Here is a 26,101-nt window from a genome sequence, read left to right on the forward strand (position 1 = left end):
GGGCGCCCGCCTCGGCCTCGGCCGTGGCCCGCCACCGGGCCAGCCCGGCGGCGGCGGTTCCGGCCGCGGCGCGCTGCTGGCCGAGCTGCGCCTCGGCGGCGGCGCGGGCCATGGCCTGGGCCTCGACCTCGGCGCGAAGCTGATCGGCCTCGGCGAGGGTGCCGGCGGCGAAGGCGGCCGCGGCATCGGCATGGCGCTGCACCAGCACCCGCTCGAATTCGGACCGGCCGATCTGGGCGAAGACGCGTTCGTAGTCGCCGCGCAGGTCGACCGCCGCGGCCGTCCCGGCGACCTCCGCGGCCGGGTCGGGCCTCAGCCAGCGGCGCAGCCTGGAGCTGATCCCCGCATCCTGGCCGGGGACGGCGGTCCGTCGTTCAGCGGCCATGGGACTGCAGCCCCCCGGCCATCAGGCGAAGGCCGGCCGCCATGCTGCGCAGCGCCGCCTCGGCCTCACGCTGCCGCCGCCGACGCCAGGGATTCCAGGCGGCCCGGCGGCCGAGGGCGCGGGCCTCGGCGGCGGCGGTGCAATGCCGCGCGGCGGTCTCCAGGGCGGCGATATAGCCCTGGGTGAAGCCCTGGTCGGCATCCGGCGGGCCGGCGGCCTGCCAGCCGCCCAGCCAGGCCGCCAGCGTGGCCTGCACCGCCTCCGGCAGCGGGGTGCCGGAGGCGGCGGCTGCCGCGGCGGCAAGGGCGAGGTCGCGGAGCAGCCCGACCTCGCCGGCAGCGGCCTCGGCCGGGGCCGCTTGGTCCTTGGAAATATGCAAAGCCCGATCCTTCCGCCACACCACCTGATGGAATCAGGTCTTGTGGAATCATTGCCATTGATTGCGCAAGGGCAGCGACAGGGCGGCCGGTTCGCGTCGTCCCTCAGTCTGCGAGCACAATCTTGCCGAAATGCTGATTGTTGCGCATATGCGCCAGGGCCTCCACCGCCTCGGTCAGCGGGAAGATGCGGTCGATCGGCAGCGCGAGCTTGCCGGCCTCGACCGCGGGCCAGAGGTCGGCGCGCATGCGGCGGTTGATCTCGCGCACCTCGGCCACGCTGCGGGTGCGGAAGGTGACGCCGACATAGGCGATGCGACGGAGCGCATGCAGGTCGAAGTCGAACTCGCCCTTCGACCCGCCGAGCCGGCCGACGTTGACGATCCGGCCGAGGATGGCGCAGGCCCGCATGTTGGCATTGGCGACGCCGGCCGAGACCTGGTCGATGATGATGTCGACGCCGCGGCCCTCGGTCGCGGCCAGGATCTGCTCGGGCCAGGCGGGATCGCTGGTGTCGATGGCGAGGTCGCAGCCGAACTCGGCCAGCCTGGCGCGCCGGCCGGCATTGGTCGAGGAGCCGAAGACCTGGCTCGCGCCCATCGCCTTGGCGATCTGCATGCCCATCAGCCCGACGCCGGAGGAGGCGCCCTGGATCAGGATGGTCTGGCCGGGCTTGAGGGCGCCGTTAGTCATGACGGCGTCGTGCATGGTCTGCAGCGCGACCGGCAGCGTCGCGGCCTGGGCCCAACCCATGTTGCTGTCGGGCAGCGGCGTGGTGCGGCCCCAGTCGGCGACGGCGTATTCGGCGTAGCCGCCGTTGCCGCTGCACATCACCCGGAGGCCGGGGGTGAACTCGGCCGGAACCTCGGCGCCCACGGCCACGATCTCGCCGGCGAATTCCAGGCCGAGGATGGTGCCGGCGCCGCCCATGCGGCCATGCGCGTGGCCGGCGGCGACGCCGAGGTCGGCGCGGTTCAGCCCGCTGGCGCGGACCCGGACCAGCACCTCCTGCGGGCCGGGCTTCGGTTCGGCGACGTCGGTGACCTGGACGCCGGATGCGGTGACGACGGCTGCCTTCATGGGGGCGTTTCCTTGGACGGGGGTTGGGCGGCGGGCGCCGCCGGCCTCAGAGGCTCTTGCGGAACCAGAGGCGGGAATGGCCGGGCGGCATGCCGTCGAGCCGGCCGAATTCCTCGTAGCCGCGCCGGGTCCAGAAGCCCGGCGCCTGGAAGCTGAAGGTGTCGGTATAGGCGTGGGTGCACTGGCGCGTCCGGGCCAGGGCCTCGGCGCGTTCCAGCAACTGGCCGCCGAGCCCCTTGCCGCGCTGGTCCGGGGCCATCCAGAGCCAGTCGATGAACAGCCAGTTCCAGTAGGTCAGCCCGAGCAGCCCGCCGAGCACGGTGCCGTCCGCGTCCCGCGCTAGCACCGTCACCGGCTCCCGGTCGTAGGGGCCGCCCATGTCCTGGTTGTAGGCATGCAGACCGCGCTGGATGGCGGCCACCGCCTCCATCTCGGGGTAGTCGTCCTCGCTGATGATGATGTCGGACATGATCTAGTGCCCGAAGCGGCCCCAGGCGGCGACGGCGACGGTCAGCAGGCCCAGGGCGAGGTTCATGGTGACGAGCTGGCGGATGCGGTTCACCGCCGTCGCGGCGGCGGCCGCGTCGGTCCGGGCGCGGGCGGCGCGGAATTCCTTCCAGGGGCCGGTGACGATGGCGATGAAGGTGGCGGCCATGATCAGCGCGGTGAGGTGCATCGCATGGATGTGCCAGCCCGCGCCGACGAAGCCGCCGTACCAGCCGAACAGCAGCGCGTAGCCGGTGATCAGGATGATCGGCATGGCATGCCAGATGAGGCGGAAGAAGCGCGCCAGCACCGCCTCGTGCAGGGCGAGGCGCTGCGGCGCCTCCAGCACCCCGAGCGCCGGCCGCAGGGTGAGGATGGCGAAGGCCATCCCGCCGACCCAGAGCACGGCGCCCAGGACATGCAACGCGTAGAACAGGTTACCCAACATTCTTCTTCCTAATGACCAGTGCGGCGATGGCGGCGGCAAGCGCCCGCATCTCGGCCGCGGCGGGGCTTCTCGGGGAGGCTTCGGTGACGGCCAGGCCATCGAGGAAGGCGCTGGCGAATTGGACGCGGTTGCCGAGGCTCTCGGCCAGCACCGGCACGCCGCGCTGGCCAAGTGCGGCCAGGATGTTGGCCTTCATCTTGCCCTGGGCGGGGGCGCGGTTGAGCACCACCATGACCTGGCGGCGCTCGGCCTGGGCTAGCTTGACGGTCGCCTCGCTGGCCCAGAAATCGGCCGGCGAGGGCTGCATCGGCATCAGCACCAGGTCGGCGGCGCGGATGACCTGCTTGGCCTCGGATTCGGCATGCGGCGGGGTGTCGACGATGACGAAGTCCTGATCCCGCCGCAGCCTGTCCAGCGCCCCGGGGACGCGCCAGCCGGAGGGGCTGTCGAAGGTGAGGGGGGCGGGCTTCGCCCCCTGCTTGACCCGCTCGGCATGCCAGCGGACCAGGGATTGCTGCGGGTCGGTGTCGAGCAGGGCGACGCGATGGCCCTCGGCCGCCAGCGCGGCAGCGAGATTGGCCGCCACGGTCGACTTCCCGGCGCCCCCCTTCTGCTGCGCCACTGCCACCACGAAGGCCATGCCTGCCACTCCCCCAACTGTGCCCTAACTAACCCGGATCGGTGCCGGAGCCACCATCGCCAACTGCGCCAGTGGCTTTTAGGTTGCGTCACAGCGTTGCGGGGGCCGGGTCAGGTGCCTGCCGATCAGGGAGGTTTGCCATGAATCAGCTCGATCTCAAGGGGCGTGTCGCGGTGGTCACCGGCGGGGCGCGGGGCATCGGCCTGGCCATCGCCGAGCGGATGACCGAAAGCGGCGCCCGGGTGGCCATCTGGGACGTCGACCTCGGCGAGGCCGAGCGCGCCGCCGCCCGGCTCGGCGGCCATGCCGCCCGGGTGGACGTGACGGATCACGCCGGCATCGAGTCGGCCCTGGCCGCGACCGAGGCGGCGCTGGGGCCGGTCGACATCCTGGTGGCCAATGCCGGGATCACCGGGCCGAACGTGCCGGTGGAGACCTACCCGGTCGATGCCTGGCGGCAGGTGATCGAGATCGACCTGACCGGCGTCTTCCTGTGCTGCCGGGCGGTGGTGCCGGGGATGCGGGCGCGGAACTACGGGCGGATCGTCAACATCGCCTCGATCGCCGGCAAGGAGGGCAACCCCAATGCGGCGGCCTATTCGGCGGCCAAGGCCGGGGTGATCGGGCTGACCAAGTCGCTGGGCAAGGAACTGGCGACGACCGACATCCGGGTCAATTGCGTGACCCCGGCGGCGGCCAAGACCGACCTGTTCAAGCAGATGACCGAGGCGCAGATCGCCTACATGCTGAGCAAGATCCCGGCGAACCGCTTCGCCGAGGTGGAGGAGATCGCGGCCCTGGTCTGCTGGCTGGCGACGGAGGACTGCAGCTTCTCGACCGGGGCGGTGTTCGACGTCTCCGGCGGGCGGGCGACGTATTAGGGAAGAAAGGTCGGGGGAAGGCACTTCCCCCGAGCCCCCTTCGCTTTCTTAACTATTAGAAATAGAGGTGGGTTCGGGAGGATACTTCTTCCCGACCTTTCTTATGCCGCCTTCGCCCGCTCCCGCAGGATCGCCAGCCCGCGCCGGAAGGCCTCGGCCATGTTCTCCGGCGGCATCGCCCCGCTGAACAGCACATGCCCCTCCAGCGCGAAGGTCGGCACGCCCGAGAGCCCGCCGCGGCGGAAGGCCGCATCCTCGGCGCGGACCTCCTCGGCGCCCTCGTCCCCGGCAAGGTAAGCACGGATCTCCCCGGCATCGAGGCCGAGCTGGGCGGCGATCTCGGCCAGCACCACATGGCTGCCGATGTCGCGGCCCTCCTGGAAGTAGCCGCGGAAGACCGCCTCCATCAGGTCGTTCTGCAGGCTGCCGCCCATGCCGCCGGCGAGGCGGATCAGCCGGTGGGCGTCGATGGTGTTCGGCGTCCGCAGCATCAGCTCGTGGCGGAATTCGAGGCCGGCGGCGCGGCCGGAGGCGGCGACCTGGGCATCGAGTTCCCGCCCGCGGGTCTCGCTGCCGAATTTGGCGGCGCGGTAGGCGGCGCGCTCGACGCCCTCGGCCGGCATGTCCGGGTTGAGCTGGAAGGGGCGCCAATAGATCTCGAATTGCTCGCCCTCGAGCAGCGCCAGCGCCGCCTCGAGGTTGCGCTTGCCGACCCAGCACCAGGGGCAGATGGCGTCGGAGACGATGTCGATGCGCGAGGGCGCGGCGGCGAGGGGCAGGGTGCCCGGCCGGGTGCCCGGTTGGGTCGCCGGCACGTCGCAGCCGTCGGGGCCGCAGGCATGGGTCTCGTGGTCCATCGGGTCGCTCCTTCGCTCAGCGGCAAGGTCGTGCCTTGGCGCCCGGGGTGCAAGGCTACAGATTGGCCGGACGGGCTGGGGGAATGGGCGGGATGCGGACGCAGGTGGGGATCGTGGGGGCCGGGCCGGCCGGGCTGCTGCTGGCGCATCTGCTGCACCTCGCGGGGATCGAGAGCGTGGTGCTGGAGACGCGGTCCCGCGCCTATGTCGAGGAGCGCATCCGCGCCGGGCTGCTGGAGCAGGGCAGCGTCGACGTGCTGACCGAGAGCGGCCTCGGGGCCCGGCTGCAGCGGGAAGGCCTGGCGCATGACGGGCTGGAGCTGCGCTTCGGCGGCGCCGGCCACCGGATCGACCTCAAGGGCCTGACCGGCAAGCAGGTGACCATCTACGGCCAGCAGGAGGTGGTGAAGGATTTGATCGCCGCGCGGCTGGCCTATGGCGGGCCGCTGCGTTTCGAGGTCGCGGATGTCGCGGTGCACGACCTCGAGACCGACGCGCCGCGCATCACCTACACGGAGGGCGGCGAGGCGCGGGTACTGGAGTGCGACCTCATCGCCGGCTGCGACGGCTTCCACGGCATCTGCCGCCCGGCGATCCCCCCCGGGGTGCTGACCGCCTATGACCGGGTCTATCCCTTCGCCTGGCTCGGCATCCTCGCCGCGGCGCCGCCGGCCTCGCATGAGCTGATCTATGCAAGGCACGAGCGCGGCTTCGCCCTGGCGACGATGCGCAGCCCGACCCTGTCGCGGCTCTATCTCCAATGCGCGCCGGAGGAGGATATCGCCGCCTGGTCCGACGACCGGATCTGGGCGGAGCTGCATGCGCGGCTGGCGCGGCGGGACGGCGCGGACCAGGTGACCGAGGGCCCGATCCTGCAGAAGGGCATCACTGCCATGCGCAGCTACGTGGTGGAGCCGATGCGGCACGGAAGGCTGTTCCTCGCGGGTGATGCCGCGCATATCGTCCCGCCGACCGGCGCCAAGGGGATGAACCTGGCGATCGCCGATATCCGCGTCCTCGCCCGTGCCATCGAAGGCTTCTGCCAGGGCCACGGCAGCGATCTGCTGGACGGCTATTCAGCGAAGGCGCTGGCGCGGATCTGGAAGGCGCAGCGCTTTTCCTGGTGGATGACCTCCATGCTGCACCGCTTCGACGGCGGCGACCCCTTCGAGCACAAGGTGCAGGTGGCGGAACTGGACTACATCTGCGCCTCCCGCGCCGGGGCGATGACGCTGGCCGAGAACTACGTCGGGCTGCCGCTGGACTGAGGCGCGGCGAGGATCGCCTCGACGATCTCCTGCACCTCCAGCGCCTCCCGGAGCGTCGCCAGCGGATGCGCCTCGCCGCGGGTCATGGCGGCGACGCCGGCGAGCTGGCCGCGCAGCACCAGCGGCCGCATCCGCTCGTTCGGCAGGGCATCCGGCGCCGCGGCCCAGCCCCCCGGGCCGCCCCCTGGCCCGCGGCGCTCGGCGAAGGACCAGTCGCGGATGCGGATGCTATCGTTCAGCACCCAGGTGTTGTGGTCGTCCTGCGCGGTGGTGCCGACGCCACCGGTGAGCGTAACCGGGGTGCCGCCGGCGGTGAGCCGGGCGGTGATCGCCGTCTCGGACGCATCGCCGGGCGGGTAGCTGACGGTCGCGTCGAGCAGCGCCAGCGGGCCGAGCTGGCGGCGGGTGAGGAAGAGGAAGTGGGAGACGACCTCCCGGGTGAAGCCGCCCTCGGCGCGGCGGGAGAGCCAGCCCGCGGCCTCCTGCTGCCAGCCGCGCGGCCAGCGGGCGAAGGCGACCTGGATGGCCAGCGCCTCGGGCGTCAGCCCGGCACGCCAGGCGGAAAGCTGGGCGATGGCGGGGGAGGAGGCCATGGGGAAATTCACCGCGGCGCGGGCGCCGGTCGCCTCGGCCCGGGCCACGAAGGCGCGGGCGGCGGCGAGGTCGGTCGCCAGCGGCTTCTCGAGGAAGACCGCCTTTCCGGCGGCCAGCGCCGCCTCGGCCAGCGGGATATGCGCGGCCGGCGGCGCGGCCACGTAGAGGCACTCGCAGGCCTCGATGACCGCCTCGGCGGAGGCGAGCATGGGCACGCCGGGGGGGGCCTCGGCCAGCCGCGCGGCGGCGGCGGGGGAGGGATCCCAGACGCCGATGGGCCTGACGAAATCCGTCGCCTGGCCGAGGGCGGCCCGCAGCAGGCGTTCGCCCATGATGCCGAAGCCGATGATGCCGAGGGCGGTGGGGGCGGGCATGGGGGAACTCCGGGGCAATGCGGCGGGAGGTCTAGCAGAGCGCGGCGAAAGCCCGAAGCCGGGGATGGCGGAACCACGAAGCCCGGGCGATAATAGCTCTCATCGGACGATCTATGATCGGATAATTGCCCGGGCTTGCGGGCCAGCGCCGCTGGTGCGCCAATCCGCGCAACCAGGGAGACCAGGATCATGAAGGCAGGCAGCGTCCTCGAGACCATCGGCAAGACGCCGCATATCCGGCTCGGCCGGCTCTTTCCGGAGGCCGAGGTCTGGATCAAGTCGGAGCGCTCGAACCCCGGCGGCTCCATCAAGGACCGCATCGGCATCGCCATGATCGAGGCGGCCGAGGCCGAGGGGCGGCTGAAGCCGGGCGGCACCATCATCGAGCCGACCTCGGGCAATACCGGCATCGGCCTGGCTATGGCCGGGACGGTGAAGGGCTACCGGGTCATCCTGGTCATGCCCGACAGCATGTCGATCGAGCGGCGCCGGCTGATGACCGCCTATGGCGCGACCTGCGAGCTGACGCCGCGGGCCGAGGGCATCAAGGGCTCCATCGCCAAGGCGGAGGCGCTGGCCGCCGCCATCCCCGGCGCCTGGATCCCGATGCAATTCGACAACCCCGCCAATATCGCCATCCATGCGAAGACCACCGCGCAGGAGATCATCGCCGACTTCCCCGAGGGGATCGACGCGCTGATCACCGGCGTCGGCACCGGCGGGCACATCACCGGCTGCGCCCAGGTGCTGAAGGCCAAGTGGCCGAAGCTGCAGGTCTTCGCGGTGGAGCCCAGCGCCTCCCCGGTCATCTCCGGCGGCGCCCATTCGCCGCACCCGATCCAGGGCATCGGCGCCGGCTTCGTCCCGAAGAACCTGCACACCGACCTGCTGGACGGCGTCATCCAGGTGAGCGGCGACGACGCCAAGGAATTCGCCCGGAAGTCGGCGACCCAGGAAGGGCTGCTGGTCGGCATCTCCTCCGGCGCGACGCTCGCGGCGATCGCCCAGAAGCTGCCTCAGCTGCCGGCCGGGTCGCGGGTGCTCGGCTTCAACTACGACACCGGGGAGCGCTACTTCTCGGTGCCGGACTTCCTGCCCGAGTGAGCTCAGCCGCCGAGACGGCGGAGGATGCAGGCCGCGGCGACCAGGCCGAGGATCGCCGCGGCCAGCAGCAGGTGGTTCCGCGCCACGTGCGCGGGCGGCATGCCCCGCGTCGCGGTGAGGGCGGGGGAGTCCGGCTTGCGGCGGAGGATCCGTCCGGGCATGGGCGGCTCAGGCATCGCCGGCTGTGGCCAGCGCCGGGATGGCGCCGCTCAGGGATGCGGTGGACATGGTGCGGCGCCTCAACGGATGGCGGGCTGCATCCGGCAGACCAGCAGCAGCTCGCCCTCCGCCCGGGCGCGCAGGCGGAGGCGCTCGAGGCCGTAGTCACGCAGGCGGCGGGCGATGGCGCCGGCGCCGGGCCGCAGCAGCGGCGCCAGCCGCCCGCCGGCCGGGCTTGCCGCCAGGGCGCGGCGGNGCGCCAGCCGGCCGCCGGCCGGGCTTGCCGCCAGGGCGCGGCGGGCGCAGGCGGCCAGCGCGGCGGCGGCCTCCTCCGAGCCGATACGCGGGGCGACGACGACATCGGCCGGCTCCGGCCGCAGCGGCGGCAGCGTCGCTTCCTGGGCGGCGCGGCAGCCGTGGCGCAGCGCTGTGCAGAGCAACTCGGCGCTGGTGGCGCCGATGATCAGCACCCGGCCGCCCGGGCCGGCCGCGGCCTCGTCGAGCAACTGGGTGTCGCCGCCGGGCGCGGCCGGTGGCGGTGCCGGGGGCAGGGACTTGGGCAGGGCAAGCGGGACAGGCATGGGATCCTCCGCCGCGGACTATCCGGCGGCGGGGCGCAAGGCCGCGATGCGGATCCCGGGCGGCGGCATAAGGCCGGCATCATGGCGGGCCGGCTTGCCCCCCGGCGGGGGGCGCCGCATCCTCCGCCGCAAACCGAGGGGATGGACCGCGACATGGCCGACGACACGCCGCTGCTGGTGACGCGCGAGGGGCCCGTGGTGCGGGCGGTGATGCACCGGCCGGAGCGGCGCAATGCCCTCAGCACCGCCATGGGCGAGGCCTGGGACCGGCTGCTGGCCGAACTCGCCGCGGATGCCTCCGCCCGGGTGCTGGTGATCGGCGGCGCGGGGGGGCATTTCTGCGCCGGGCTGGACCTGACCGAGGTCGCCTCCGACGAGACGCCCGAGCAGAAGCTGGCGCGGCAGACGGTGCGCAACCGGCGGACCGGGGCGCGCTTCGGCGACATCGCGGCGCTGCCGCAGGTGGTGATCGCCGCCATCGAGGGATCCTGCCACGCCGGTGGCCTGGGCTTCGCCTGCGCGGCCGACATCGCCTTCGCCACGGCGACCGCACGCTTCGCCGCGCCCGAGGTGCGGCGCGGGCTGGTGCCGGCGCAGATCCTGCCCTGGGTGGTGAAGCGGACCGGGCGGACGGCGGCGACGCGGCTGGTGCTGGAGGCAACGGTGATCGACGCGGCCGAGGCCGGGCGGATCGGGCTGGTGCACCAGGTGCTGGCCGATGCGGCGGCGCTGGAGGCCCAGGTGCAGGCGACCATCGCCGCGGTGCTGGAAGGTGCCCCGGGGGCGCTGGCCGAGACCAAGGGGCTGCTGGCGGCGCTCGGGCCGATCGCGCCCGAGGGCTATGCCGAGGCGGGGGCGGCGGCCTTCGCCCGTACCGCCTCCAGCCCCGAGGCGGCCGAGGGCATCGCCGCCTTCAAGGCCAAGCGCAAGGCCGCCTGGGTCCGCTAGGCCGGGTTGCCAGGCCTGGGTCCCCTGGGCCTGGGTTGCCAGCGCGGGGGCCGCGGTGTCTTCTCCGCCGCAATGCCGGAGGGAATGGGACATGGCTGGAACGATCGCGCCTCACCGCTGTTGCCGCGGATGCTGACCCGCCGCCTGGCGCTTGCCGCGCCGCTGCTGCTGCCCGCCGCCGCCCGCGCCCAGGGTGGGTCCCAGGGCGCCTGGCCGGACCGGCCGATCCGCCTGGTGGTCGCCTTCCCGGCCGGCAGCGTGACCGACACGCTGATGCGGCACCTGTCCGAGCCGCTGGGGCGCGAGCTCGGCCAGCCCGTCATCATCGACAACCGCCCGGGCGGCAGCGGCGTCATCGGCACCGACAGCGCCGCCCGGTCGGCGCCGGACGGGCATACCTGGTGCGTGCTCAGCGTCACCAACGGCGCCCTGAACACCTACCTCGTGCCGAAGCTCTCCTACGACCCGCTGCGCGACTTCGCCCCGGTCGGCTTCATCGCCGAGACCGCCTATGTGCTGGTGGTGCCGGCCGCGAGCCCGGCGAAGGACCTGCCCGGGCTGCTCGCCCTGGCCAAGCGCCGCAACCTGACCTTCAGCCATGGCAATTCCAGCGCGCTGATCGCCTCCGCCACCCTGGCGCGGATGGCCGGCGTCGAGATGACGGCGGTGCCCTATCGCGGCGGGCCGGAGGCGCTGACCGACGTGATCGCCGGGCGGATCGACTGCACCTGGACCGACTTCGCCGCCGGCATGCCGCAGGTGCGGGAAGGCAAGGTGCGGGCGCTGGCGGTGACCTCGGCCAGGCCCTTCGCCCTGGCGCCGGAGATCCCGCCGGTCTCCAGCGTGCTGCCGGGCTACGGCTTCGACTTCTGGTTCGGCATGGCGGTGCCGGCCGGCACGCCGGCACCGGTCGTCGCCCGGGCCAATGCGGCGATGAACACGGTCCTGGCCTCGGCGGAGTTCGGCGAGAAGGTGGCGCGGCTCGGCTACGTGCCGCGCGGCACCGCGCCGGAGGAGTTCCGCGGCTTCCTGCGCGGCCAGATCGAGGAGCTGACCACGCGGGCGAAGGAGGCGGGGCTGGAGCCGGGCTAGGCCCCGCTCAGTCCGGCGTCACCCCGGCCGCCTGGATCACCCCGCGCCAGCGGGAGAGCTCGCCGGCGATGAGGCCGGTGTACTCGCCCGGGCCCATGCGGCCCGGGACCACGCCGATCCCGGCGAAGCGCTCGCGCAGCCTGGCATCGGCCAGCGCCTCGGCCAGGACCCCACGCCAGCGCTCGAGGATGGCGGGGGCGATGCCGGCGGCGGTGGAGAAGCCGAACCAGTTGGTGCTGGCGACGGCGGGGAAGCCGGCCTCGGCGAAGCTCGGCACCTCCGGCAGGGTGGCGTCGCGCGCCGCCTCGCTGGTGGCCAGCGCCCGCAGCCGGTTGGCGCGGAGATGCGGCAGGGCGATGGGCAGGCTCTCCATCACCGCCGGGACCTGCCCGCCGATGGCATCCGCCAGCGCCGGGGCGGAGCCGCGATAGGGCACGTGGGTCAGCTCGATCCCGGCGGCGCGCGCCAGCAGCGCGCCGGTCAGGTGGTTCATGGTGCCGTTGCCGCCGGTGCCGAAGGCGAGGCCGCCGGCGCGGCTCCGGGCCAGGGCGAGGAACTCCGCCAGGGTCTGCGCCGGCACGCCGGGGTTCACCACCAGCACGCTCGGGAAGGTGCCGACGAGCGCGACATGGCGGAAATCCGCCATCGGGTCATAGGGGACGTTCGGGTAGAGCACCGGGCCGATGCCATGCGAGGCGGCATTCGACATGATCACCACATGCGCATCGCCGCGCGCCTTGGCGACGAGGTCGGCGCCGACCAGCCCGCCGGCGCCGGGCCGGTTCTCCACCACGATGGGCTGGCCCAGCCGGCCGCCGATGCTCTCGGCGAGGATGCGGGAGAGGGTGTCGGCCGCCCCGCCCGGCGGGAAATTCACCACCCAGCGGATCGGCCGCTCCGGCCAGCCGACCTCGGCCCGGGCGAGGCTTGGGGCGGCGAGGGTCACCAGCAGCGCGCGGCGGTCGAGGAGGGCGGGCATGGCGGGTTCTCCGGGGCGGCGGGCGGTGCCGCGTCGCTGGGCAGGGCGGTGGGGACGGCAGGCATCCGGCCGGCGATGGGTCCCGGAAACGGCGGTTTCCCGGGTCCCGCCCGGTGCCATGCCAGCATCGTGCCAAGGTGTGGCCTCGGCCGCCACGAAAGCGTGTCGCCCCGGCAACTATCCGCCCGCTCCGGCATTGCAGGCAGCGGGACGGCGGGCCGGGCATCGTGCCGGGGCCGGGCCCTGATCGGGTGCGAGATGCGGAAGATGGGGCTGGCATTGGCCGCGGTGGCGCTGGCAGCGGGGAGCGGCGCCATGCTGCTGCGTCCGCAGGAGGCCGGCAGCGCGACCGGGGTGGTGCCGCCGGCGGCCGAGGCGGGCTACGTCGCCGCCGCGGAGGCGGCGCTGCGCAGCCGGCTGCGCCAGGCGGAGGCGCTGGAATTCGGCCCGGCCGCGGTCTTCCGCTTCGGGCCGGAGGATGAGCGCGCGGTCTGCGGCACGGTCCAGGCCGCGGGCGGCCCGGCCAGCCCCTATGTCATGCGGGTGCTGCTGCCGCGCGGCGCGACGGGCCTGGCGCCGCGCTACGTGACGGTGATGGAGCAGGGGCCCGGGCTGGTGCATGCCGATGCCCAGGCACCCGGCCGCTATTGCCGCGATGGCGCCGCCCTGGCCGTGGACGCCGCCGCCCCGCCGGCCGCGGCGCCGGTGCCCGAGCCGGCGGCGCGCGCCACGGAGGCCGCGGCCACCGCGCCGGAGAAGGTGGTGGTGCGGAGCCCCGCCCGGCTGCGGGCCGCCCCGGGCGGCGAGGTGCGGCGGATCGCGGCGGCGGGCGAGGCGCTGGGCGTCTTCGGCCGGGCGCCCGGCGGCTGGCTCCAGGTGGGCAGCACCGGCGCCGAGGGCTGGGTGCACGCGAGCCTCCTGGCCGAGGTGCACTGAGCCATCGCCGCCCGGCGGCGATCCGTCAGCCCGCGACCACCCAGGGCATCTCCATCGCCCGCAGCCCGAGCGGGCGGTCGCCCTCGATGCGGGTGCGGTGCAGGGCGGTGGCCGGGCTGCCGGTGTGCAGAACCGCGCGGTTGTCCCAGAGCAGCAGGTCCCCCGCCTCCCAGCCGTGCCGCCACGTCACCGGCGGCGCCGTCGCTGCGGCGAAAAGCCGCGCCAGCAGCCGGTCGCTCTCGGCCTGCGGCAGGTTGAGGATGCGGGTGGTGAAGGCCGGATTCACGAACAGCGACGGTGCGCCGGTGATCGGGTGGCTGCGGACCACCGGGTGCTCGGCCCGCTGGCCAGCATGGCGATGCTCTGCGCGGAGCTCCTCGGCCCGCTGGCGCAGGCCGGGCGGCAGGCCCTCCAGCGCCGCGCGCTGATCGGCGAAGGCGATCTCCCCGTACCGGGCCTCCGGCCCGGCGGCCTGCGCGATGCAGGCGATGCTCGGCTCCGCCGCATGGGAATGGTCGGCGTGCAAGGCATCGCCGGGCGGCGGGGTCTCGCCCGGGGGGATCGCCGCCGACGGCGCGGAGGACGGGCGGCAGCGGCGGGCTGCCGCGGTCGAGCAGCGGGCGCTCCAGCGCCGCCAGCCGCCCGGCGAAGCTCGCCCGGGCGCCGGCCTCCGCCTGCTCGCCGCGGAACAGCAGCACGGCATGGTCGAGGAAGGCGTCGTGCAGCACCTCGAGCGTCGCGGCATCGATCGGGCCGGCGAGGTCGAGGCCGGTGACCTCGGCGGCGAAGCGGGGCTGGATGTCCATGGGCGAGGCTCCCGGCAGGGGCGGGCAGCAGGCTTGGGCGGGAGGAGGCTCAGCGCCGACAGCCTTCCCGCAGGCGCCGGCCGCCTGTCCTCGGCCCCCTTGCCATCCGCCAATCCCGGCCTGCCGCCACCTGGTGCAGGCGCACTGATTTCACACCGTTCGATGGTTGGTCTGCGCCAAAACATCCGATGATCAGGAGCGAGGTCTTGCGGCGTGATCGCCGGATTAAACCATGAAAATTTGTATTTCTTGAATTGCGCGTCGCGTGATGGTTGTTTGCACCGCGCCTTCAGCATGGAGCCAGCATGATGCCGCGGCCCCGACCTCATGCGGCGACGGCCGCGGCCCGGCCCCGGGAGCACCCGGGGGAACGCGCGGCCCGCTCGCGCACTTTCCGACCAGCGCACTTCCTGATCAGCGAGGGAAGCCCTGCCATGCCTGCCAGCCTCGGCCGCCGTTCCCTGCCCGGCCTCGTCCTCGGCGCCGCGGCGCCCCTGGGCGCCGCCCGGGCGCAGCCGGCCGGGCAGCTGCTGAACGTCAGCTACGACCCGACCCGCGAATTCTACCGCGACTACAACGCCGCCTTCCTCGCCCACCGGAAGGCGGCCGGGCATGCCGAGGCGCTGCGCCTCAGCACCTCGCACGGCGGCTCCGGCCGGCAGGCGCGGGCGGTGATCGACGGGCTGCAGGCCGATGTCGTCACCCTCGCCCTGGCCTATGACATCGACGAGATCGCCGGGCGCGGCCTGATCGCCGCGGACTGGCAGCAGCGGCTGCCGCACAACAGCGCGCCCTGTACCAGCACCATCGTCTTCCTGGTGCGGCAGGGGAACCCGAAGGGGCTGCGCGACTGGGGCGACCTGGTGCAGCCCGGCGTCGGCGTCATCACCCCCAACCCGAAGACCTCGGGCGGGGCGCGCTGGAACTACCTGGCGGCCTGGGCCTGGGCGCGGCGCCAGCCGGGCGGCTCGGATGCGACCGCGGCCGACTATCTCGGCCGGCTGCTGCGCCGCGTGCCGGTGCTCGATACCGGGGCGCGGGGCGCGACCACCAGCTTCGTCCAGCGCGCCCAGGGCGACGTGCTGCTCGCCTGGGAGAACGAGGCGCATCTGGCCTTCGCCGAATTCGGCGCCGGCAGATTCGACATCGTCTATCCCAGCCTGTCGATCCTGGCCGAGCCGCCGGTCGCGGTGGTGGATCGCAACGTCGACCGCCGCGGCACCCGGGCGGTGGCCGAGGCCTACCTGCGGCACCTGTATTCGGCCGAGGGCCAGGCGATCGCCGCGAAGCACTTCTACCGCCCGCGCGAGGCCGCGGCGCTGGCCGCCGCCGGTGCCCGCTTCCCCGATTTACCGCTGGTGACGGTGGATGCCGAGTTCGGCGGTTGGCAGCAGGCGCAGAAGACGCATTTCGCCGATGGCGGCAGCTTCGACCGCCTCTACCAGCCGGGGCGCTGAGCCATGCGACGCCAGGGGCGGCGATGAGGCACCCGCTGCCCGGCCTCGGCCTCGCGCTCGGCATCACCTGGCTCTGGCTCGGGCTGGTGGTGCTGGTGCCGCTGGCGGCGCTGGTGATCCGGCCCTGGGAGCTGGGCCCGGCCGGGGTCTGGGCGGTGGTGACGGAGCCGCGGGTGCTGGCGGCGCTGCGGCTGTCCTTTGGCGCGGCGTTGCTGGCGGCGCTGGTCGACATGCCGATCGGGCTGCTGATCGCCTGGGTGGTGGTGCGCTACCGCTTCCCCGGGCGGCGGCTGCTGGATGCCGCGGTCGACCTGCCCTTCGCCCTGCCCACCGCCGTCGCCGGGCTGGCGCTGACCGCGCTCTATGCGCCGAACGGCTGGCTCGGCGCGCCGCTGGCCGCACTCGGCGTCAAGGTCGCCTTCACCCCGCTCGGCGTCGCGGTGGCGCTCGCCTTCGTCGGCCTGCCCTTCGTGGTCCGCAGCGTCGAGCCGGTGCTGCGCGACCTGGCGCGGGACGCCGAGGAGGCGGCGGCGACCCTCGGCGCGACGCGCGGCCAGACGCTCTGGCGGGTGGTGCTGCCGGCGCTCGGCCTGGCGCTGGCCTCCGGCGTGGCGCTGGCCTTCGCCCGGGCGGTCGGGGAATACGGCAGCGTCATCTTCATCGCCGGCAACATGCCGATGGTCAGCGAGATCGCGCCGCTGCTGATCGTGGTGCAGCTCGAGCAATTCGACTACGCGGCGGCGGCGGCGATCGGCCTGGCGATGCTGGGGCTGTCCTTCCTGCTGCTGCTCGGCTTCAACCTGCTGCAGCGGCGGCTGCGCCGGGGCTTGGCATGAGTGGGGGCATGAACCCGGCGATCGGCGAGCCGCGCTGGCTGCGGTGGCTGCTCTGCCTGCTGGCGCTGGCGGTGCTCGGGGTCGTCATGCTGCTGCCGCTGGCCGCGGTCTTCACCGAGGCGCTGCGGCGCGGCCTGCCGCCGGCGCTGGCGGCGCTGGCCGACCCGGATGCGCTGGCCGCGGTCCGGCTGACCCTGCTGGTCGCCGCCGTCGCGGTGCCGGTGAACACCCTCGGCGGCATCGCCGCGGCCTGGGCCATTGCCAAATTCGAGTTCCGCGGCAAGCGGCTGCTGGTCACGCTGATCGACCTGCCCTTCTCGGTCTCCCCGGTCATCTCGGGCCTGGTCTGGGTGCTGCTGTTCGGCGCCCAGGGCTGGTTCGGCCCCTGGCTGCAGGCGCGCGGGATCGAGATCGTCTTCGCCCTGCCGGGGCTGGTGCTGGCGACCATCTTCGTCACCTTCCCCTTCGTCGCCCGCACCCTGATCCCGCTGATGCAGGCGCAGGGCCGGGCCGAGGAGGAGGCGGCGGCGACCCTCGGGGCCTCGGGCTGGCAGATCTTCCGCCGGGTGACCCTGCCCAATATCCGCTGGGCGCTGCTGTCCGGCGTGCTGCTCTGCAATGCCCGGGCGATGGGGGAGTTCGGCGCCGTCTCGGTGGTCTCCGGCCATGTCCGGGGGGAGACCAATACCATGCCGCTGCATGTCGAGATCCTGTACAACGAGTACCAGTTCGTCGGCGCCTTCGCCGTCGCCGCGCTGCTGGCGCTGCTGGCCCTGGTGACGCTCGGCGCCAAGGCGCTGCTGGAACGGCTGGGCGGCCGCAGGCTGGCCGGTGCGTGACGGCGGCCGCAGCGGCGGCGCGGGCGGGGTGCGGGGCATGAGCATCGAGATCGCCGGGCTGACCCGGCGCTACGCCGAGGTGGCCGCGCTGGACGCGGTGGACCTCAGCATCCGGGATGGCGAGTTCATCGCCCTGCTGGGCCCTTCCGGCAGCGGCAAGACCACGCTGCTGCGCGCCCTGGCCGGGCTGGAATTCCCCGATGCCGGCAGCCTGCACGTCCATGGCCGCGACCTGGCGCGGGTGCCGGCGCGGGAGCGCGGGATCGGCTTCGTCTTCCAGCACTACGCGCTGTTCCGCCACATGACGGTCTTCGAGAACGTCGCCTTCGGCCTGCGCATCCGCCCCCGCCGGGACCGCCCCGGCGGGGCCGAGATCACCGCCCGGGTGCAGCGGCTGCTGGAGCTGGTGCAGATCCCCGAACTGGCGCGGCGCTACCCCGACCAGATCTCCGGCGGCCAGCGGCAGCGGGTGGCGCTGGCCCGGGCGCTGGCGATCGAGCCGCGGCTGCTGCTGCTGGACGAGCCCTTCGGCGCGCTGGACGCCAAGGTGCGGAAGGAGCTGCGGGTCTGGCTGCGGCAGCTGCACGACCGCCTCGGCATCACCAGCATCTTCGTCACCCACGACCAGGACGAGGCGCTGGACCTGGCCGACCGCGTGGCGGTGATGCGGGCCGGGCGGGTGGTGCAATTCGACACGCCCGAGACGCTGCTGGCGCGCCCGGCGGATGCGCATGTCGCGGGCTTCCTCGGCGAGGCGGTGCGGCTGCCCTGCACCCTGGCGGACGGCCAGGCCCGGTTCGCCGCGCTGCCGCCGCTGGCGGTCGAGACCAGCCTGCCGGATGGTCCGGCGCTCGCCTTCCTGCGGCCGGTGGACCTGGCGGCGGAACCGGCCGGCGGCGACGCGCCCGGCAATGCCACCGTGGTCTCGGCCCGGCACGACGGGCGCGGGCTGCGGCTGACGGTGCTGCTGGAGGGCACGGTGCTGGACGCCACCCCGGCCGCGGGCTGGGCGGCGCCGGCGCGGGGCGAGCCCTGCCGGGTCAGGCCGCTGGCGGCGCGGCTCTTCCCGGCCTGACGACGGCCCGGCTCAGCCCGGCAGCACCGCCGTGGCGGCCGCATCCACCTCCCGCCCGCGGCCGGCCTTGCGCATGATCTCGGCCAGGTGCGGCCGGATGCGGAGCTGGTGGCAGTAGAGCGCCGCCGCGGCGGCCGGCAGCGCGCCGCCGCGGCCGAGCAGGGCATCGCCCAGCTCCAGCAGCCGCAGGTTCGGCCAGGCCTTCTCGCGGATGCCGAGGATCGCCTGCAGCAGCCGGTCGGCTGCCACGTCGGGCCGCGCCTGGGCCAGGATCAGCGCCATCCCGGCGGTGGAGCGGGAGATGCCGGCATGGCAGTGCACCAGCAGGCGGGCGCCGGATTCCGCCTGGATGGATCGGCCGAAGCCGAGGATCGACTCCGCATGCCCGGCATCGGGCGCGATCTTGCCCGGCGCCGGCTCGATGATGTCGTCGAAGCGCAGCTCCAGCTTGGCGTGCTCGCCGAAGCGGCCGAAGGCTTCCGGCTCCGGGTGCTCGGGGTCGAGGATCGAGAGCACATGGCTCACCCCCGTCTCGCAATGGCCGTGCAATTCCTCGATGCCGCAGACGCTGAGGGGGAAGGGGGCGATGCTCTGCATGGTCTCACCAGGGTTGCCGGCGCCAGGGTGCGCCGCCCGGCCCCGGCGGTCCAGGCTTGCACCGCGCCCCGTCTTTCCCCATGTTCACGTTTCGTCCCGAGGATTCCCCGCTTGGCCAAGGATCGCGCCCGTTACGTCTGCCAGGCCTGCGGCGGCGTCCACCCGAAGTGGCAGGGCCGCTGCGACGCCTGCGGCGAATGGAACACCCTGCAGGAGGAAGCCGCCGCCCCGGTGCGCGGCCCCGGCCCGGCGGGCAAGGTGGCCGGCGGCAGGCGCGTCGAATTCGTCGGGCTGCAGGGCTCCTCCGCCCCGCCCGCCCGGATCCCGACCGGCCTCGCCGAGCTCGACCGGGTGCTCGGCGGCGGCATCGTCCCCGCCTCCGCGGTGCTGGTCGGCGGCGACCCCGGCATCGGCAAGTCGACCATCCTGCTGCAGGCCGCCGCCCGCATCGCCGCCGCCGGGCACCGCGCCCTGTACGTGAGCGGGGAGGAGGCGATCGAGCAGGTCCGCCTCCGGGCGCTGCGCCTCGGGCTCGAGAAGGCCCCCCTCGCGCTGGCGGCCGCGACGGCGCTGCGCGACATCGTCGCCAGCCTGGAGCAGGAGGAGGAGGCCGCGCTCGTCGTCATCGATTCCATCCAGACCATGTGGCTCGATGCGCTGGACAGCGCCCCCGGCACCGTGGCGCAGGTGCGCGCCTGCGCCGCCGAGCTGATCCGCCTCGCCAAGACCCGCGGCTTCGCCCTGGTGCTGGTCGGCCACGTGACCAAGGAGGGCACGCTGGCCGGCCCCCGGGTGCTGGAGCACATGGTCGATGCGACCCTCTATTTCGAAGGCGACCGCGGCCACCAGTTCCGCATCCTGCGGGCGGTGAAGAACCGCTACGGCGCGACCGACGAGATCGGCGTCTTCGAGATGACCGAGCGCGGGCTGGTGGAAGTGCCAAACCCCTCCGCCCTGTTCCTGGCCGAGCGCCGCGGCAATGTCTCGGGCTCGGCGGTCTTCGCCGGGATCGAGGGGACCCGGCCGGTGCTGGTCGAGATCCAGGCGCTGCTGGCGCCCTCCACCGGCGGCAGCCCGCGCCGGCAGGTGGTGGGCTGGGACAGCAGCCGGCTGTCGATGCTGCTGGCGGTGCTGGAATCCCGCTGCGGCCTGACCCTCGGGATGAACGACGTCTACCTCAACATCGCCGGCGGGCTGCGGATCGCCGAGCCGGCGGCCGATCTTGCCGTCGCCGCCGCCCTGGTCTCCGCCGCGACCGACCGGCCGACCGACCCGGAGACGGTCTATTTCGGCGAGGTCGGCCTGTCGGGAGAGGTCCGCCAGGTGGCGCATGCCGAGGGACGCCTGCGGGAGGCGCAGAAGCTCGGCTTCGCCGCCGCGGTGCTGCCGCGCCGCGTCGCCCGCGGCGGCCGCGCCCCGGCGGCGCTGGAGGGGCTGCGGCTGAGCGAGATCGGGCACCTGGCCGATCTGGTGGCGCCCTTCGCCGGCAAGACGGTGAAGAAGGAAGGCGCGCAGAAGGAGCCGGCGAAAGTGGGTTGAGCCCTGGCCGGCGCCGCCGCATCCTGATCGGCAACGATACCGGTGGCCACAGCCGGCACGGAGGAGGCCGCCCATGCCCATCGCCCGCCGCAGCCTGCTGGCGCTGACCCCGACGCTGCTGGCCGCACCGGCCCTTGCGGCCGGCTACCCCGAACGGGCGCTGCGGCTGGTCGTCCCCTATGCCCCCGGCGGCAATTCGGACACCGTCGCCCGGCTCATCGCCCCGCGCATGGCCGGGACGCTGGGCCAGCCGGTGGTGGTGGAGAACCGGGCCGGGGCCGGGGGCAGCGTCGGCGCGCGTGCCGCAGCGCAAGCCAAGCCGGATGGCTATACCCTGATGCTCGGCTCGAACGGCCCCATCACCGTCAATCCGCAGGTCCAGGCCAGTCTCGGCTACGACCCGCTGCGCGATTTCGCCCCCATCGGCCTGGCCTGCCGGACGCCGCAGGTTCTGGCGGTGCACAAGGCCTTCCCCGCCCGGACCCTGGCCGGGTTCGTCGCCCATGGGCGGGAGAACCCGGGGCGCATCACCGTCGGCTCCTCCGGCACCGCCAGCATCTCCCACCTGGCGATCGAGATGTTCAACGCGGCGACCGGCGCCGGCATGCAGCACGTCCCCTATGGCAGCGGCGGGGCCATGGCGCCTGACCTGGTCGCCGGGAACATCATGGCCTGCGTGACCGAGATCTCGACCGCGCTGCCCTTCCACCGCGAGGGGGCGATCCGCATCCTCGGCATCGCCTCCGCCGCGCGGCTGCCGGTGGCGCCCGAGGTGCCGACCGTCGAGGAGGCCGGCGTCGCCGGCTACCGCGCCGCCGCCTTCATCGGCCTCATGCTGCCGGGCGGCGCCCCGGCCGAGGTGGGCGCGGCGCTGGCCGCCGCCCTGGCCGCGGCGGTGGCCGACCCGGCGACGCGGCAGCGGCTGCAGGAGATGGGCAGCGAGATGGCCGACCCGGCGGAGGCGACGCCGGCCGGATTCGCCGCCTTCCTGCTGGCCGAGACCGCCTGGACCCGGGCGGCGGCGGAGCGGGCGGGGCTGCGCCCGGCCTGACCATGCGGGCAGGGCGGGCCAGCCGCGCCGATGCCGCGCGTGGACACCCCCCCGCGCCATCGCTATACCCCGCGCCACGATGACCTGGGTCGATGGTGTGGTTCTGGCGGTGCTGGCCGTATCGGCGGTGCTCGCCTTCCTGCGTGGGCTGGTGGAGGAAGTGCTCGGGGTGGGTGCCTGGATCGGCGCCGCTGCCGCGGCGCTCGTCCTCCGCCCCGCCGTCGCGCCCCTGCTCCGGGGCACGGTCGAGCCCGCGTGGCTGGCCGATGCCCTCTCGGCCGGCGCCGTCTTCCTCATCGTGCTGATCATCCTCAAGCTCATCATCGGCAACGTGGCGCGGATGGTGCAGAATTCGGCGCTGGGCGGCACCGACCGGGCGCTCGGGCTGGTTTTCGGCGTCGCCCGGGGTGCCTTCCTGGTCATCCTCGCCTATATCCTGGGAGGCATGGTGCTGCCGGCCTCCGAGCGCTGGCCGGAGCCCGTGCGGGAGGCCCGTTCCTTGCCCCTGGTCATCGATGGCGCCCACTGGCTCGTCGCCCGCCTGCCCGCCGAATACCGTCCGCGCGTGGCCACCCCGCCGGCCCGCCCGGAACCGACACAGGAAGACTTCTTGCGGCCGCCTGCCCGCAACCGGACCTGAGGACACCTCCCATGACCGATCAGTCCATGCAGCAGCCCGCCGCCACCGGAGACGACCCGCAGGACGACGACAAATTCCACGAGGAATGCGGCGTTTTCGGGATCTGGAACACCAATGACGCGGCGGCGCTGACCGCGCTCGGCCTGCATGCCCTGCAGCACCGCGGCCAGGAGGCGGCAGGGATCGTCAGCCTGGATGAGGGCGGCATCTTCCATGCCCACCGCGGCCGCGGGCTGGTCGGCGACACCTTCTCGGATGCCAAGGTCATGGCCTCGCTGCGCGGCCGCGCCGCCGCCGGGCACAACCGCTACGCCACCACCGGCGAGACCGCGCTGCGCAACGTCCAGCCGCTCTATGCCGACTTCGCCTTCGGCGGCTTCGCCGTGGCGCACAACGGCAACCTCACCAATGCGCTGGCGCTCCGCCGCAGCCTGGTGAACCGGGGCTGCCTGTTCCAGTCGACCACGGACTCCGAGGTCTTCATCCACCTCATCGCCATCAGCCTCTACTCCACCGTGGTGGACCGGCTGATCGACGCGCTGCGGCAGGTCCAGGGCGCCTACAGCCTGGTGGCGCTGCACGACGGCGCGCTGATCGGCGCGCGCGACGTCTTCGGGGTGCGGCCGCTGGTGCTCGGCCGGCTCGGCGGCACCGACGGGGTGCCGACCTCCTGGGTGCTCTGCAGCGAGACCTGCGCCCTCGACATCGTGGGCGCCGAGTTCGTCCGCGACATCGACGCCGGCGAGATCATCATCATCGACGACAAGGGCGTGCACAGCATCAAGCCCTTCGGCAAGCAGCCGGACCGCTTCTGCATCTTCGAGTACATCTACTTCGCCCGCCCCGACAGCGTGGTCGAGGGCACCCCGGTCTACGAGACGCGCAAGCGCATCGGCGCCGAGCTGGCGCGCGAGAGCGGGGTCGAGGCCGATGTGGTGGTGCCGGTGCCCGACAGCGGCGTGCCGGCGGCGATGGGCTACGCGACCGAGAGCGGCATCCCCTTCGAGCTCGGGATCATCCGCAACCACTACGTCGGCCGCACCTTCATCGAGCCGACCGACCAGATCCGCAACCTCGGCGTCAAGCTGAAGCACAGCGCCAACAAGCCGATGCTGGAGGGCAAGCGGGTCATCCTGGTCGACGACAGCATCGTCCGCGGCACCACCAGCAAGAAGATCGTCGAGATGGTGCGCGCCGCCGGGGCGCGGGAGGTGCACATGCGCATCTCCTCGCCGCCGACGACGCACAGCTGCTACTACGGCATCGACACGCCGGAGCGCGGCAAGCTGCTGGCGGCGACCCACGACCTCGAGCAGATGGCCCAGATCATCGGCGTCGACAGCCTCGCCTACATCTCGCTCGACGGGCTCTACCGCGCGCTCGGCAAGCCGGGCCGCGACGCCGCCAAGCCGGCCTATTGCGACGCCTGCTTCACCGGCGACTACGCCATCCCGCTGACCGACACCCAGGCGAATACCGACCGCCAGCTGTCGCTGCTGCGGGCCGGCTGATGGCCGCGGCCGCAGCGGGGCCGCTGGCCGGCAGCGTCGCCCTCGTCACCGGCGCCTCGCGCGGGATCGGCGCCGCCACCGCGCTGGAGCTGGCCCGGCTCGGCGCCCACTGCGTGCTGACGGCGCGGACCCAGGGCGCGCTGGAGGAGATCGACGACGCCATCCGCGGCCTCGGCGGCAGCGCCACGCTGTTCCCGCTCGACCTCGCCAAGGACGGCGAGAAGCTCGACATGCTCGGCCCCTCCATCGTCGGCCGCTTCGGCCGGCTGGACATCCTGGTGCATGCCGCGGGGGTGCTGCCGAAGCTGACGCCGGTCGCGCACATCATGCCGCCCGACTGGCAGCAGGTGGTCGCGGTGAACCTGACCGCCTGCTGGCGCGTCATCCGCACCTGCGACCCGCCGCTGCGCGCCGCCGCCGCCGGCCGCGCGGTGCTGCTGACCGACGGGCTGGTGGCGCAGCCGCGCGCCTACTGGGGCCTCTATGGCTTCGGCAAGGCGGGGCAGGAGCACCTCGCGCGGTCCTGGGCGGCGGAGGTCGAGACCACGCCGCTGCGGGTCAACCTGGTCGACCCCGGGCCGGTCGCCACCCGGCTGCGGGCCGTCGCCATGCCCGGCGAGGATGCCGCGACCCTGCGCCAGCCGGCCGACGTCGCCCCGGCCATCGCCGCGCTCTGCCTGCCCGGCGAGACGCGGAACGGCGCCCTGGTCACGCTGGCCGCGTGAACTACCGGCACGGCTTCCATGCCGGCAATTTCGCCGACTGCTTCAAGCACGCCCTGCTGATCGCGCTGCTGCGGGCGCTGGCCGCCAAGCCCAGACCCTTCCGGGTGCTCGACACCCATGCGGGCGCCGGCGGCTACGACTTGGGCTCGCCCGAGGCCGGCCGCACCGGCGAATGGGAACGCGGCATCCTGCGGCTGCTCGACGTCGAGGCCGGGCCGCTGGCGGACTACGCCGAGCTGATGCGCGCCGCCGGCGCCCCGAATGCCTATCCCGGCTCGCCCGCCATCATCCGCTCCCTGCTGCGCCCCGAGGACCACCTGCTGGCCTGCGAGCTGCACCCGGAGGAGCATGCGGCGCTGCGCGCCCGCTTCCGCCACGACCCGCAGGTCGCGGTCCACCTGCGGGACGGCTGGGAGGCGCTGCGCGGCCTGACCCCCTTTCCGGAGCGGCGCGGGCTGGTGCTGGTCGACCCGCCCTTCGAGCAGCCCGGCGAGTTCGAGCGCATGGCCGCGGGCATCGCCCTGGTCGGGCATCGCTTCCGCGCCGCGGTGCAGGCCTGCTGGTACCCGATCAAGCACCGCGCCCCGGTGCGCGCCTTCCACCAGGCGCTGCGGGACGGCGGGACCCGCGACCTCATCGCGGTCGAGCTCTGGCTGCGGGAGCCGACCGATGCGCAGCGGCTGAACGGCTGCGGCCTGCTGGTGGCCAACCCGCCCTGGCATTTCGCCGAGCAGGCCGGCGCCATCCTGCACGACATGCTCGGGCTGCTCGGCGACCGCGAGCCGGGCGAGGGCTGGTCGGTCAGCCGGGTGACGGAGGAGTAGCGATGCGCATTGCGGTCCTCGGCGCCGGCGCCTGGGGCACCGCGCTGGCGGTGCAGGCGGCGCGGGCGGGGCTGGAGGCGACGCTCTGGGCCCGCGATGCGGACCGGGCCGCGGCGATGGCCACGGCGCGGGAGAATGCCCGGCACCTGCCCGGGGTGGCGCTGCCCGCCGCCATCGCCCCGACCGCCGACCTCGGCGCGCTGGACGGCGCGGCCTTCGTCCTCCTCGCCGTTCCCGCCCAGCATCTGCGGGCGATCCTCGCCCGGCTGCCGCGGGCGGTGCCGCCGCTGGTGATCGCCGCCAAGGGGGTGGAGCAGGGCAGCCTGCTGCTGCCGCTCGAGGTCGCCGAGGCGCTGCGGCCCGGCCCCGCCGCCATCCTGTCCGGGCCGAATTTCGCCCGCGAGGTGGCGCTCGGCCTCCCCGCCGCCGCCGTGGTCGCCTGCCGCGACGCGGCGCTGCGCGACCTGGTGGGCGCGGCGATGGGCACCACCGGCTTCCGGCTCTACGGCGGCGACGACCCGGTGGGCGTGCAGGTCGGCGGCGCGGCGAAGAACGTCATCGCCATCGCCGCCGGCGCGGTGATCGGCGCCGGGCTCGGCGAGAATGCCCGGGCGGCGCTGGTGACCCGCGGCCTGGCCGAGCTGTCCCGGCTGGCGGTGGCGCTCGGCGGGCGGGCCGAGACGGCGGCCGGGCTGTCGGGCATGGGCGACCTGCTGCTGACCGCGACCGGGCCGGGCAGCCGCAACACCGCCCTCGGGATGGAACTGGGCCGCGGCCGCAGCCTCGCCGAGGCGCTGGCCGGCAAGGTGAGCGTCGCCGAGGGCGCCGCGACCGCGCCGGCGCTGGTGGCGCGGGCGGCGGCGGCGGGGGTGGAACTGCCGATCTGCGCCGCCGTCGCCGAGCTGCTGGCCGGCGGCCTGACCGTGCCGGAAGCGATGGGGCGGCTGCTGGCGCGGCCCAGGCGAGACGAATAGCTAGACCAGATGTCCGCCTGAGATAGGGGTGACCCGTC

At 74.0% G+C, this 26,101-nt stretch carries 30 protein-coding genes; 18 read left to right on the forward strand and 12 right to left on the reverse strand.

Annotation, left to right across the window (positions count from 1 at the left end; genetic code table 11):
- From QWZ14_RS22595 to parA, 6 genes are all read right to left on the reverse strand, one after another.
- Positions 1-385 (reverse strand): hypothetical protein (locus tag QWZ14_RS22595; protein WP_290319191.1); only part of this gene is annotated, 385 nt, incomplete at its 3' end.
- Positions 375-764: a hypothetical protein gene (locus QWZ14_RS22600; RefSeq protein WP_290319192.1), complete on the reverse strand. Its 390-nt coding sequence runs from the start codon at positions 762-764 to the stop codon at positions 375-377. The genes QWZ14_RS22600 and QWZ14_RS22595, both read right to left, overlap by 11 nt.
- A 103-nt stretch (positions 765-867) precedes the next feature.
- Positions 868-1,842, reverse strand: a complete 975-nt coding sequence (locus QWZ14_RS22605; protein WP_290319193.1) for a zinc-binding dehydrogenase — start codon at positions 1,840-1,842, stop codon at positions 868-870.
- A 46-nt stretch (positions 1,843-1,888) separates the two neighbouring features.
- Positions 1,889-2,311: a GNAT family N-acetyltransferase gene (locus tag QWZ14_RS22610; protein WP_290319195.1), complete on the reverse strand. Its 423-nt coding sequence runs from the start codon at positions 2,309-2,311 to the stop codon at positions 1,889-1,891.
- A 3-nt stretch (positions 2,312-2,314) separates the two neighbouring features.
- Complete coding sequence (locus tag QWZ14_RS22615) at positions 2,315-2,776, reverse strand: CopD family protein (protein WP_290319196.1); 462 nt, start codon at positions 2,774-2,776, stop codon at positions 2,315-2,317.
- Positions 2,766-3,416 (reverse strand): ParA family partition ATPase, encoded by a 651-nt coding sequence (parA, locus tag QWZ14_RS22620; RefSeq protein WP_290319198.1) that lies wholly within the window; start codon positions 3,414-3,416, stop codon positions 2,766-2,768. The genes QWZ14_RS22615 and parA overlap by 11 nt, the downstream gene beginning before the upstream one ends.
- Positions 3,417-3,556: 140 nt before the next feature.
- Between parA and QWZ14_RS22625 the strand changes: the two genes are divergently transcribed.
- Positions 3,557-4,297, forward strand: a complete 741-nt coding sequence (locus QWZ14_RS22625; RefSeq protein ID WP_290319200.1) for an SDR family NAD(P)-dependent oxidoreductase — start codon at positions 3,557-3,559, stop codon at positions 4,295-4,297.
- A gap of 101 nt (positions 4,298-4,398) precedes the next feature.
- Here QWZ14_RS22625 and QWZ14_RS22630 read toward each other — a convergent pair whose 3' ends face one another.
- The gene (locus QWZ14_RS22630) at positions 4,399-5,154 is read right to left on the reverse strand and encodes a DsbA family oxidoreductase (RefSeq protein ID WP_290319201.1); all 756 of its coding nucleotides are present in this window, start codon (positions 5,152-5,154) and stop codon (positions 4,399-4,401) included.
- A 92-nt stretch (positions 5,155-5,246) separates the two neighbouring features.
- Here QWZ14_RS22630 and pobA point away from each other — a divergent pair, with 92 nt between their 5' ends.
- Positions 5,247-6,422, forward strand: a complete 1,176-nt coding sequence (gene pobA, locus QWZ14_RS22635; protein WP_290319203.1) for a 4-hydroxybenzoate 3-monooxygenase — start codon at positions 5,247-5,249, stop codon at positions 6,420-6,422.
- Here pobA and QWZ14_RS22640 read toward each other — a convergent pair.
- Entirely contained in the window at positions 6,398-7,390 is a 993-nt protein-coding gene (locus tag QWZ14_RS22640; protein ID WP_290319204.1) for a Gfo/Idh/MocA family oxidoreductase, read from the reverse strand. The genes pobA and QWZ14_RS22640 overlap by 25 nt on opposite strands.
- A 189-nt stretch (positions 7,391-7,579) precedes the next feature.
- Between QWZ14_RS22640 and cysK the strand changes: the two genes are divergently transcribed.
- Positions 7,580-8,494 (forward strand): cysteine synthase A, encoded by a 915-nt coding sequence (cysK, locus tag QWZ14_RS22645; protein ID WP_290319205.1) that lies wholly within the window; start codon positions 7,580-7,582, stop codon positions 8,492-8,494.
- 2 nt (positions 8,495-8,496) lie between these two features.
- Here the strand turns inward: cysK and QWZ14_RS22650 are convergent, their stop codons facing one another.
- Positions 8,497-8,655, reverse strand: coding sequence for a hypothetical protein (locus tag QWZ14_RS22650; RefSeq protein ID WP_290319206.1), 159 nt, complete (start codon positions 8,653-8,655; stop codon positions 8,497-8,499).
- 732 nt (positions 8,656-9,387) lie between these two features.
- On the opposite strand from QWZ14_RS22650, the gene QWZ14_RS22655 reads away from it, so the two are divergent.
- Positions 9,388-10,182, forward strand: coding sequence for an enoyl-CoA hydratase/isomerase family protein (locus tag QWZ14_RS22655; protein WP_290319207.1), 795 nt, complete (start codon positions 9,388-9,390; stop codon positions 10,180-10,182).
- A gap of 129 nt (positions 10,183-10,311) precedes the next feature.
- Positions 10,312-11,274, forward strand: a complete 963-nt coding sequence (locus QWZ14_RS22660) for a Bug family tripartite tricarboxylate transporter substrate binding protein (RefSeq protein ID WP_290319208.1) — start codon at positions 10,312-10,314, stop codon at positions 11,272-11,274.
- Between the two features lie 7 nt (positions 11,275-11,281).
- Here the strand turns inward: QWZ14_RS22660 and QWZ14_RS22665 are convergent, their stop codons facing one another.
- Entirely contained in the window at positions 11,282-12,253 is a 972-nt protein-coding gene (locus tag QWZ14_RS22665; RefSeq protein ID WP_290319209.1) for a Bug family tripartite tricarboxylate transporter substrate binding protein, read from the reverse strand.
- Positions 12,254-12,520: 267 nt separating this feature from the next.
- Here QWZ14_RS22665 and QWZ14_RS22670 point away from each other — a divergent pair, with 267 nt between their 5' ends.
- Positions 12,521-13,189: an SH3 domain-containing protein gene (locus QWZ14_RS22670; RefSeq protein ID WP_290319210.1), complete on the forward strand. Its 669-nt coding sequence runs from the start codon at positions 12,521-12,523 to the stop codon at positions 13,187-13,189.
- Between the two features lie 25 nt (positions 13,190-13,214).
- Here QWZ14_RS22670 and QWZ14_RS22675 read toward each other — a convergent pair whose 3' ends face one another.
- Positions 13,215-13,715 (reverse strand): TauD/TfdA dioxygenase family protein, encoded by a 501-nt coding sequence (locus tag QWZ14_RS22675; RefSeq protein WP_290319211.1) that lies wholly within the window; start codon positions 13,713-13,715, stop codon positions 13,215-13,217.
- Here QWZ14_RS22675 and QWZ14_RS22680 point away from each other — a divergent pair.
- The 5 genes from QWZ14_RS22680 to QWZ14_RS22700 all read left to right on the forward strand — a co-directional run bounded on the left by QWZ14_RS22680 (position 13,669) and on the right by QWZ14_RS22700 (position 18,202).
- Positions 13,669-14,187: a hypothetical protein gene (locus QWZ14_RS22680; RefSeq protein WP_290319213.1), complete on the forward strand. Its 519-nt coding sequence runs from the start codon at positions 13,669-13,671 to the stop codon at positions 14,185-14,187. The genes QWZ14_RS22675 and QWZ14_RS22680 overlap by 47 nt on opposite strands.
- Before the next feature lie 242 nt (positions 14,188-14,429).
- A complete protein-coding gene (locus tag QWZ14_RS22685; RefSeq protein ID WP_290319214.1) occupies positions 14,430-15,452 on the forward strand; it encodes a sulfate ABC transporter substrate-binding protein in 1,023 nt (340 codons plus the stop codon).
- Between the two features lie 23 nt (positions 15,453-15,475).
- On the forward strand, positions 15,476-16,288 hold the full coding sequence (cysT, locus tag QWZ14_RS22690; RefSeq protein WP_290319215.1) for a sulfate ABC transporter permease subunit CysT: 813 nt from the start codon (positions 15,476-15,478) through the stop codon (positions 16,286-16,288).
- Between the two features lie 8 nt (positions 16,289-16,296).
- Entirely contained in the window at positions 16,297-17,127 is an 831-nt protein-coding gene (gene cysW, locus QWZ14_RS22695) for a sulfate ABC transporter permease subunit CysW (protein WP_290319217.1), read from the forward strand.
- Between the two features lie 37 nt (positions 17,128-17,164).
- On the forward strand, positions 17,165-18,202 hold the full coding sequence (locus tag QWZ14_RS22700; protein ID WP_290319218.1) for a sulfate/molybdate ABC transporter ATP-binding protein: 1,038 nt from the start codon (positions 17,165-17,167) through the stop codon (positions 18,200-18,202).
- Between the two features lie 12 nt (positions 18,203-18,214).
- Here the strand turns inward: QWZ14_RS22700 and QWZ14_RS22705 are convergent, their stop codons facing one another.
- The gene (locus QWZ14_RS22705; protein WP_290319220.1) at positions 18,215-18,799 is read right to left on the reverse strand and encodes a tyrosine phosphatase family protein; all 585 of its coding nucleotides are present in this window, start codon (positions 18,797-18,799) and stop codon (positions 18,215-18,217) included.
- A gap of 111 nt (positions 18,800-18,910) precedes the next feature.
- Between QWZ14_RS22705 and radA the strand changes: the two genes are divergently transcribed.
- The 7 genes from radA to QWZ14_RS22740 all read left to right on the forward strand — a co-directional run bounded on the left by radA (position 18,911) and on the right by QWZ14_RS22740 (position 26,063).
- Positions 18,911-20,338, forward strand: coding sequence for a DNA repair protein RadA (gene radA / locus QWZ14_RS22710; RefSeq protein WP_290319221.1), 1,428 nt, complete (start codon positions 18,911-18,913; stop codon positions 20,336-20,338).
- Between the two features lie 73 nt (positions 20,339-20,411).
- Positions 20,412-21,389, forward strand: coding sequence for a Bug family tripartite tricarboxylate transporter substrate binding protein (locus QWZ14_RS22715; RefSeq protein WP_290319222.1), 978 nt, complete (start codon positions 20,412-20,414; stop codon positions 21,387-21,389).
- 79 nt (positions 21,390-21,468) lie between these two features.
- Positions 21,469-22,029: a CvpA family protein gene (locus QWZ14_RS22720; protein ID WP_290319223.1), complete on the forward strand. Its 561-nt coding sequence runs from the start codon at positions 21,469-21,471 to the stop codon at positions 22,027-22,029.
- A gap of 11 nt (positions 22,030-22,040) precedes the next feature.
- A complete protein-coding gene (gene purF / locus QWZ14_RS22725; RefSeq protein WP_290319224.1) occupies positions 22,041-23,540 on the forward strand; it encodes an amidophosphoribosyltransferase in 1,500 nt (499 codons plus the stop codon).
- A complete protein-coding gene (locus tag QWZ14_RS22730) occupies positions 23,540-24,265 on the forward strand; it encodes an SDR family NAD(P)-dependent oxidoreductase (RefSeq protein WP_290319225.1) in 726 nt (241 codons plus the stop codon). The genes purF and QWZ14_RS22730 overlap by 1 nt, the downstream gene beginning before the upstream one ends.
- Complete coding sequence (locus QWZ14_RS22735) at positions 24,262-25,089, forward strand: 23S rRNA (adenine(2030)-N(6))-methyltransferase RlmJ (protein ID WP_290319226.1); 828 nt, start codon at positions 24,262-24,264, stop codon at positions 25,087-25,089. Before QWZ14_RS22730 ends, QWZ14_RS22735 begins: the two co-directional genes overlap by 4 nt.
- A 2-nt stretch (positions 25,090-25,091) precedes the next feature.
- The gene (locus tag QWZ14_RS22740) at positions 25,092-26,063 is read left to right on the forward strand and encodes an NAD(P)H-dependent glycerol-3-phosphate dehydrogenase (RefSeq protein WP_290319227.1); all 972 of its coding nucleotides are present in this window, start codon (positions 25,092-25,094) and stop codon (positions 26,061-26,063) included.
- The last annotated feature ends 38 nt before the right edge of the window (positions 26,064-26,101 follow it).

The organism is Paeniroseomonas aquatica, assembly GCF_030409335.1.
Classification (GTDB): domain Bacteria; phylum Pseudomonadota; class Alphaproteobacteria; order Acetobacterales; family Acetobacteraceae; genus Belnapia; species Belnapia aquatica.

Excerpts from the sequence above, each read along its gene's own strand:
- QWZ14_RS22740 (WP_290319227.1), top strand. The coding sequence starts at position 25,092 with ATGCGCATTGCGGTCCTCGGCGCCGGCGCCTGGGGCACCGCGCTGGCG.
- QWZ14_RS22655 (WP_290319207.1), top strand. The coding sequence starts at position 9,388 with ATGGCCGACGACACGCCGCTGCTGGTGACGCGCGAGGGGCCCGTGGTG.
- QWZ14_RS22610 (WP_290319195.1), bottom strand. The coding sequence starts at position 2,311 with ATGTCCGACATCATCATCAGCGAGGACGACTACCCCGAGATGGAGGCG.
- QWZ14_RS22700 (WP_290319218.1), top strand. The coding sequence starts at position 17,165 with ATGAGCATCGAGATCGCCGGGCTGACCCGGCGCTACGCCGAGGTGGCC.
- QWZ14_RS22625 (WP_290319200.1), top strand. The coding sequence starts at position 3,557 with ATGAATCAGCTCGATCTCAAGGGGCGTGTCGCGGTGGTCACCGGCGGG.
- cysW (WP_290319217.1), top strand. The coding sequence starts at position 16,297 with ATGAACCCGGCGATCGGCGAGCCGCGCTGGCTGCGGTGGCTGCTCTGC.
- QWZ14_RS22660 (WP_290319208.1), top strand. The coding sequence starts at position 10,312 with ATGCTGACCCGCCGCCTGGCGCTTGCCGCGCCGCTGCTGCTGCCCGCC.
- QWZ14_RS22680 (WP_290319213.1), top strand. The coding sequence starts at position 13,669 with ATGCAGGCGATGCTCGGCTCCGCCGCATGGGAATGGTCGGCGTGCAAG.
- QWZ14_RS22665 (WP_290319209.1), bottom strand. The coding sequence starts at position 12,253 with ATGCCCGCCCTCCTCGACCGCCGCGCGCTGCTGGTGACCCTCGCCGCC.
- QWZ14_RS22615 (WP_290319196.1), bottom strand. The coding sequence starts at position 2,776 with ATGTTGGGTAACCTGTTCTACGCGTTGCATGTCCTGGGCGCCGTGCTC.
- QWZ14_RS22720 (WP_290319223.1), top strand. The coding sequence starts at position 21,469 with ATGACCTGGGTCGATGGTGTGGTTCTGGCGGTGCTGGCCGTATCGGCG.
- cysT (WP_290319215.1), top strand. The coding sequence starts at position 15,476 with ATGAGGCACCCGCTGCCCGGCCTCGGCCTCGCGCTCGGCATCACCTGG.
- QWZ14_RS22705 (WP_290319220.1), bottom strand. The coding sequence starts at position 18,799 with ATGCAGAGCATCGCCCCCTTCCCCCTCAGCGTCTGCGGCATCGAGGAA.
- parA (WP_290319198.1), bottom strand. The coding sequence starts at position 3,416 with ATGGCCTTCGTGGTGGCAGTGGCGCAGCAGAAGGGGGGCGCCGGGAAG.
- QWZ14_RS22630 (WP_290319201.1), bottom strand. The coding sequence starts at position 5,154 with ATGGACCACGAGACCCATGCCTGCGGCCCCGACGGCTGCGACGTGCCG.
- purF (WP_290319224.1), top strand. The coding sequence starts at position 22,041 with ATGACCGATCAGTCCATGCAGCAGCCCGCCGCCACCGGAGACGACCCG.
- QWZ14_RS22650 (WP_290319206.1), bottom strand. The coding sequence starts at position 8,655 with ATGCCCGGACGGATCCTCCGCCGCAAGCCGGACTCCCCCGCCCTCACC.
- QWZ14_RS22640 (WP_290319204.1), bottom strand. The coding sequence starts at position 7,390 with ATGCCCGCCCCCACCGCCCTCGGCATCATCGGCTTCGGCATCATGGGC.
- QWZ14_RS22715 (WP_290319222.1), top strand. The coding sequence starts at position 20,412 with ATGCCCATCGCCCGCCGCAGCCTGCTGGCGCTGACCCCGACGCTGCTG.
- cysK (WP_290319205.1), top strand. The coding sequence starts at position 7,580 with ATGAAGGCAGGCAGCGTCCTCGAGACCATCGGCAAGACGCCGCATATC.
- QWZ14_RS22685 (WP_290319214.1), top strand. The coding sequence starts at position 14,430 with ATGCCTGCCAGCCTCGGCCGCCGTTCCCTGCCCGGCCTCGTCCTCGGC.
- pobA (WP_290319203.1), top strand. The coding sequence starts at position 5,247 with ATGCGGACGCAGGTGGGGATCGTGGGGGCCGGGCCGGCCGGGCTGCTG.
- QWZ14_RS22730 (WP_290319225.1), top strand. The coding sequence starts at position 23,540 with ATGGCCGCGGCCGCAGCGGGGCCGCTGGCCGGCAGCGTCGCCCTCGTC.
- QWZ14_RS22605 (WP_290319193.1), bottom strand. The coding sequence starts at position 1,842 with ATGAAGGCAGCCGTCGTCACCGCATCCGGCGTCCAGGTCACCGACGTC.
- QWZ14_RS22670 (WP_290319210.1), top strand. The coding sequence starts at position 12,521 with ATGGGGCTGGCATTGGCCGCGGTGGCGCTGGCAGCGGGGAGCGGCGCC.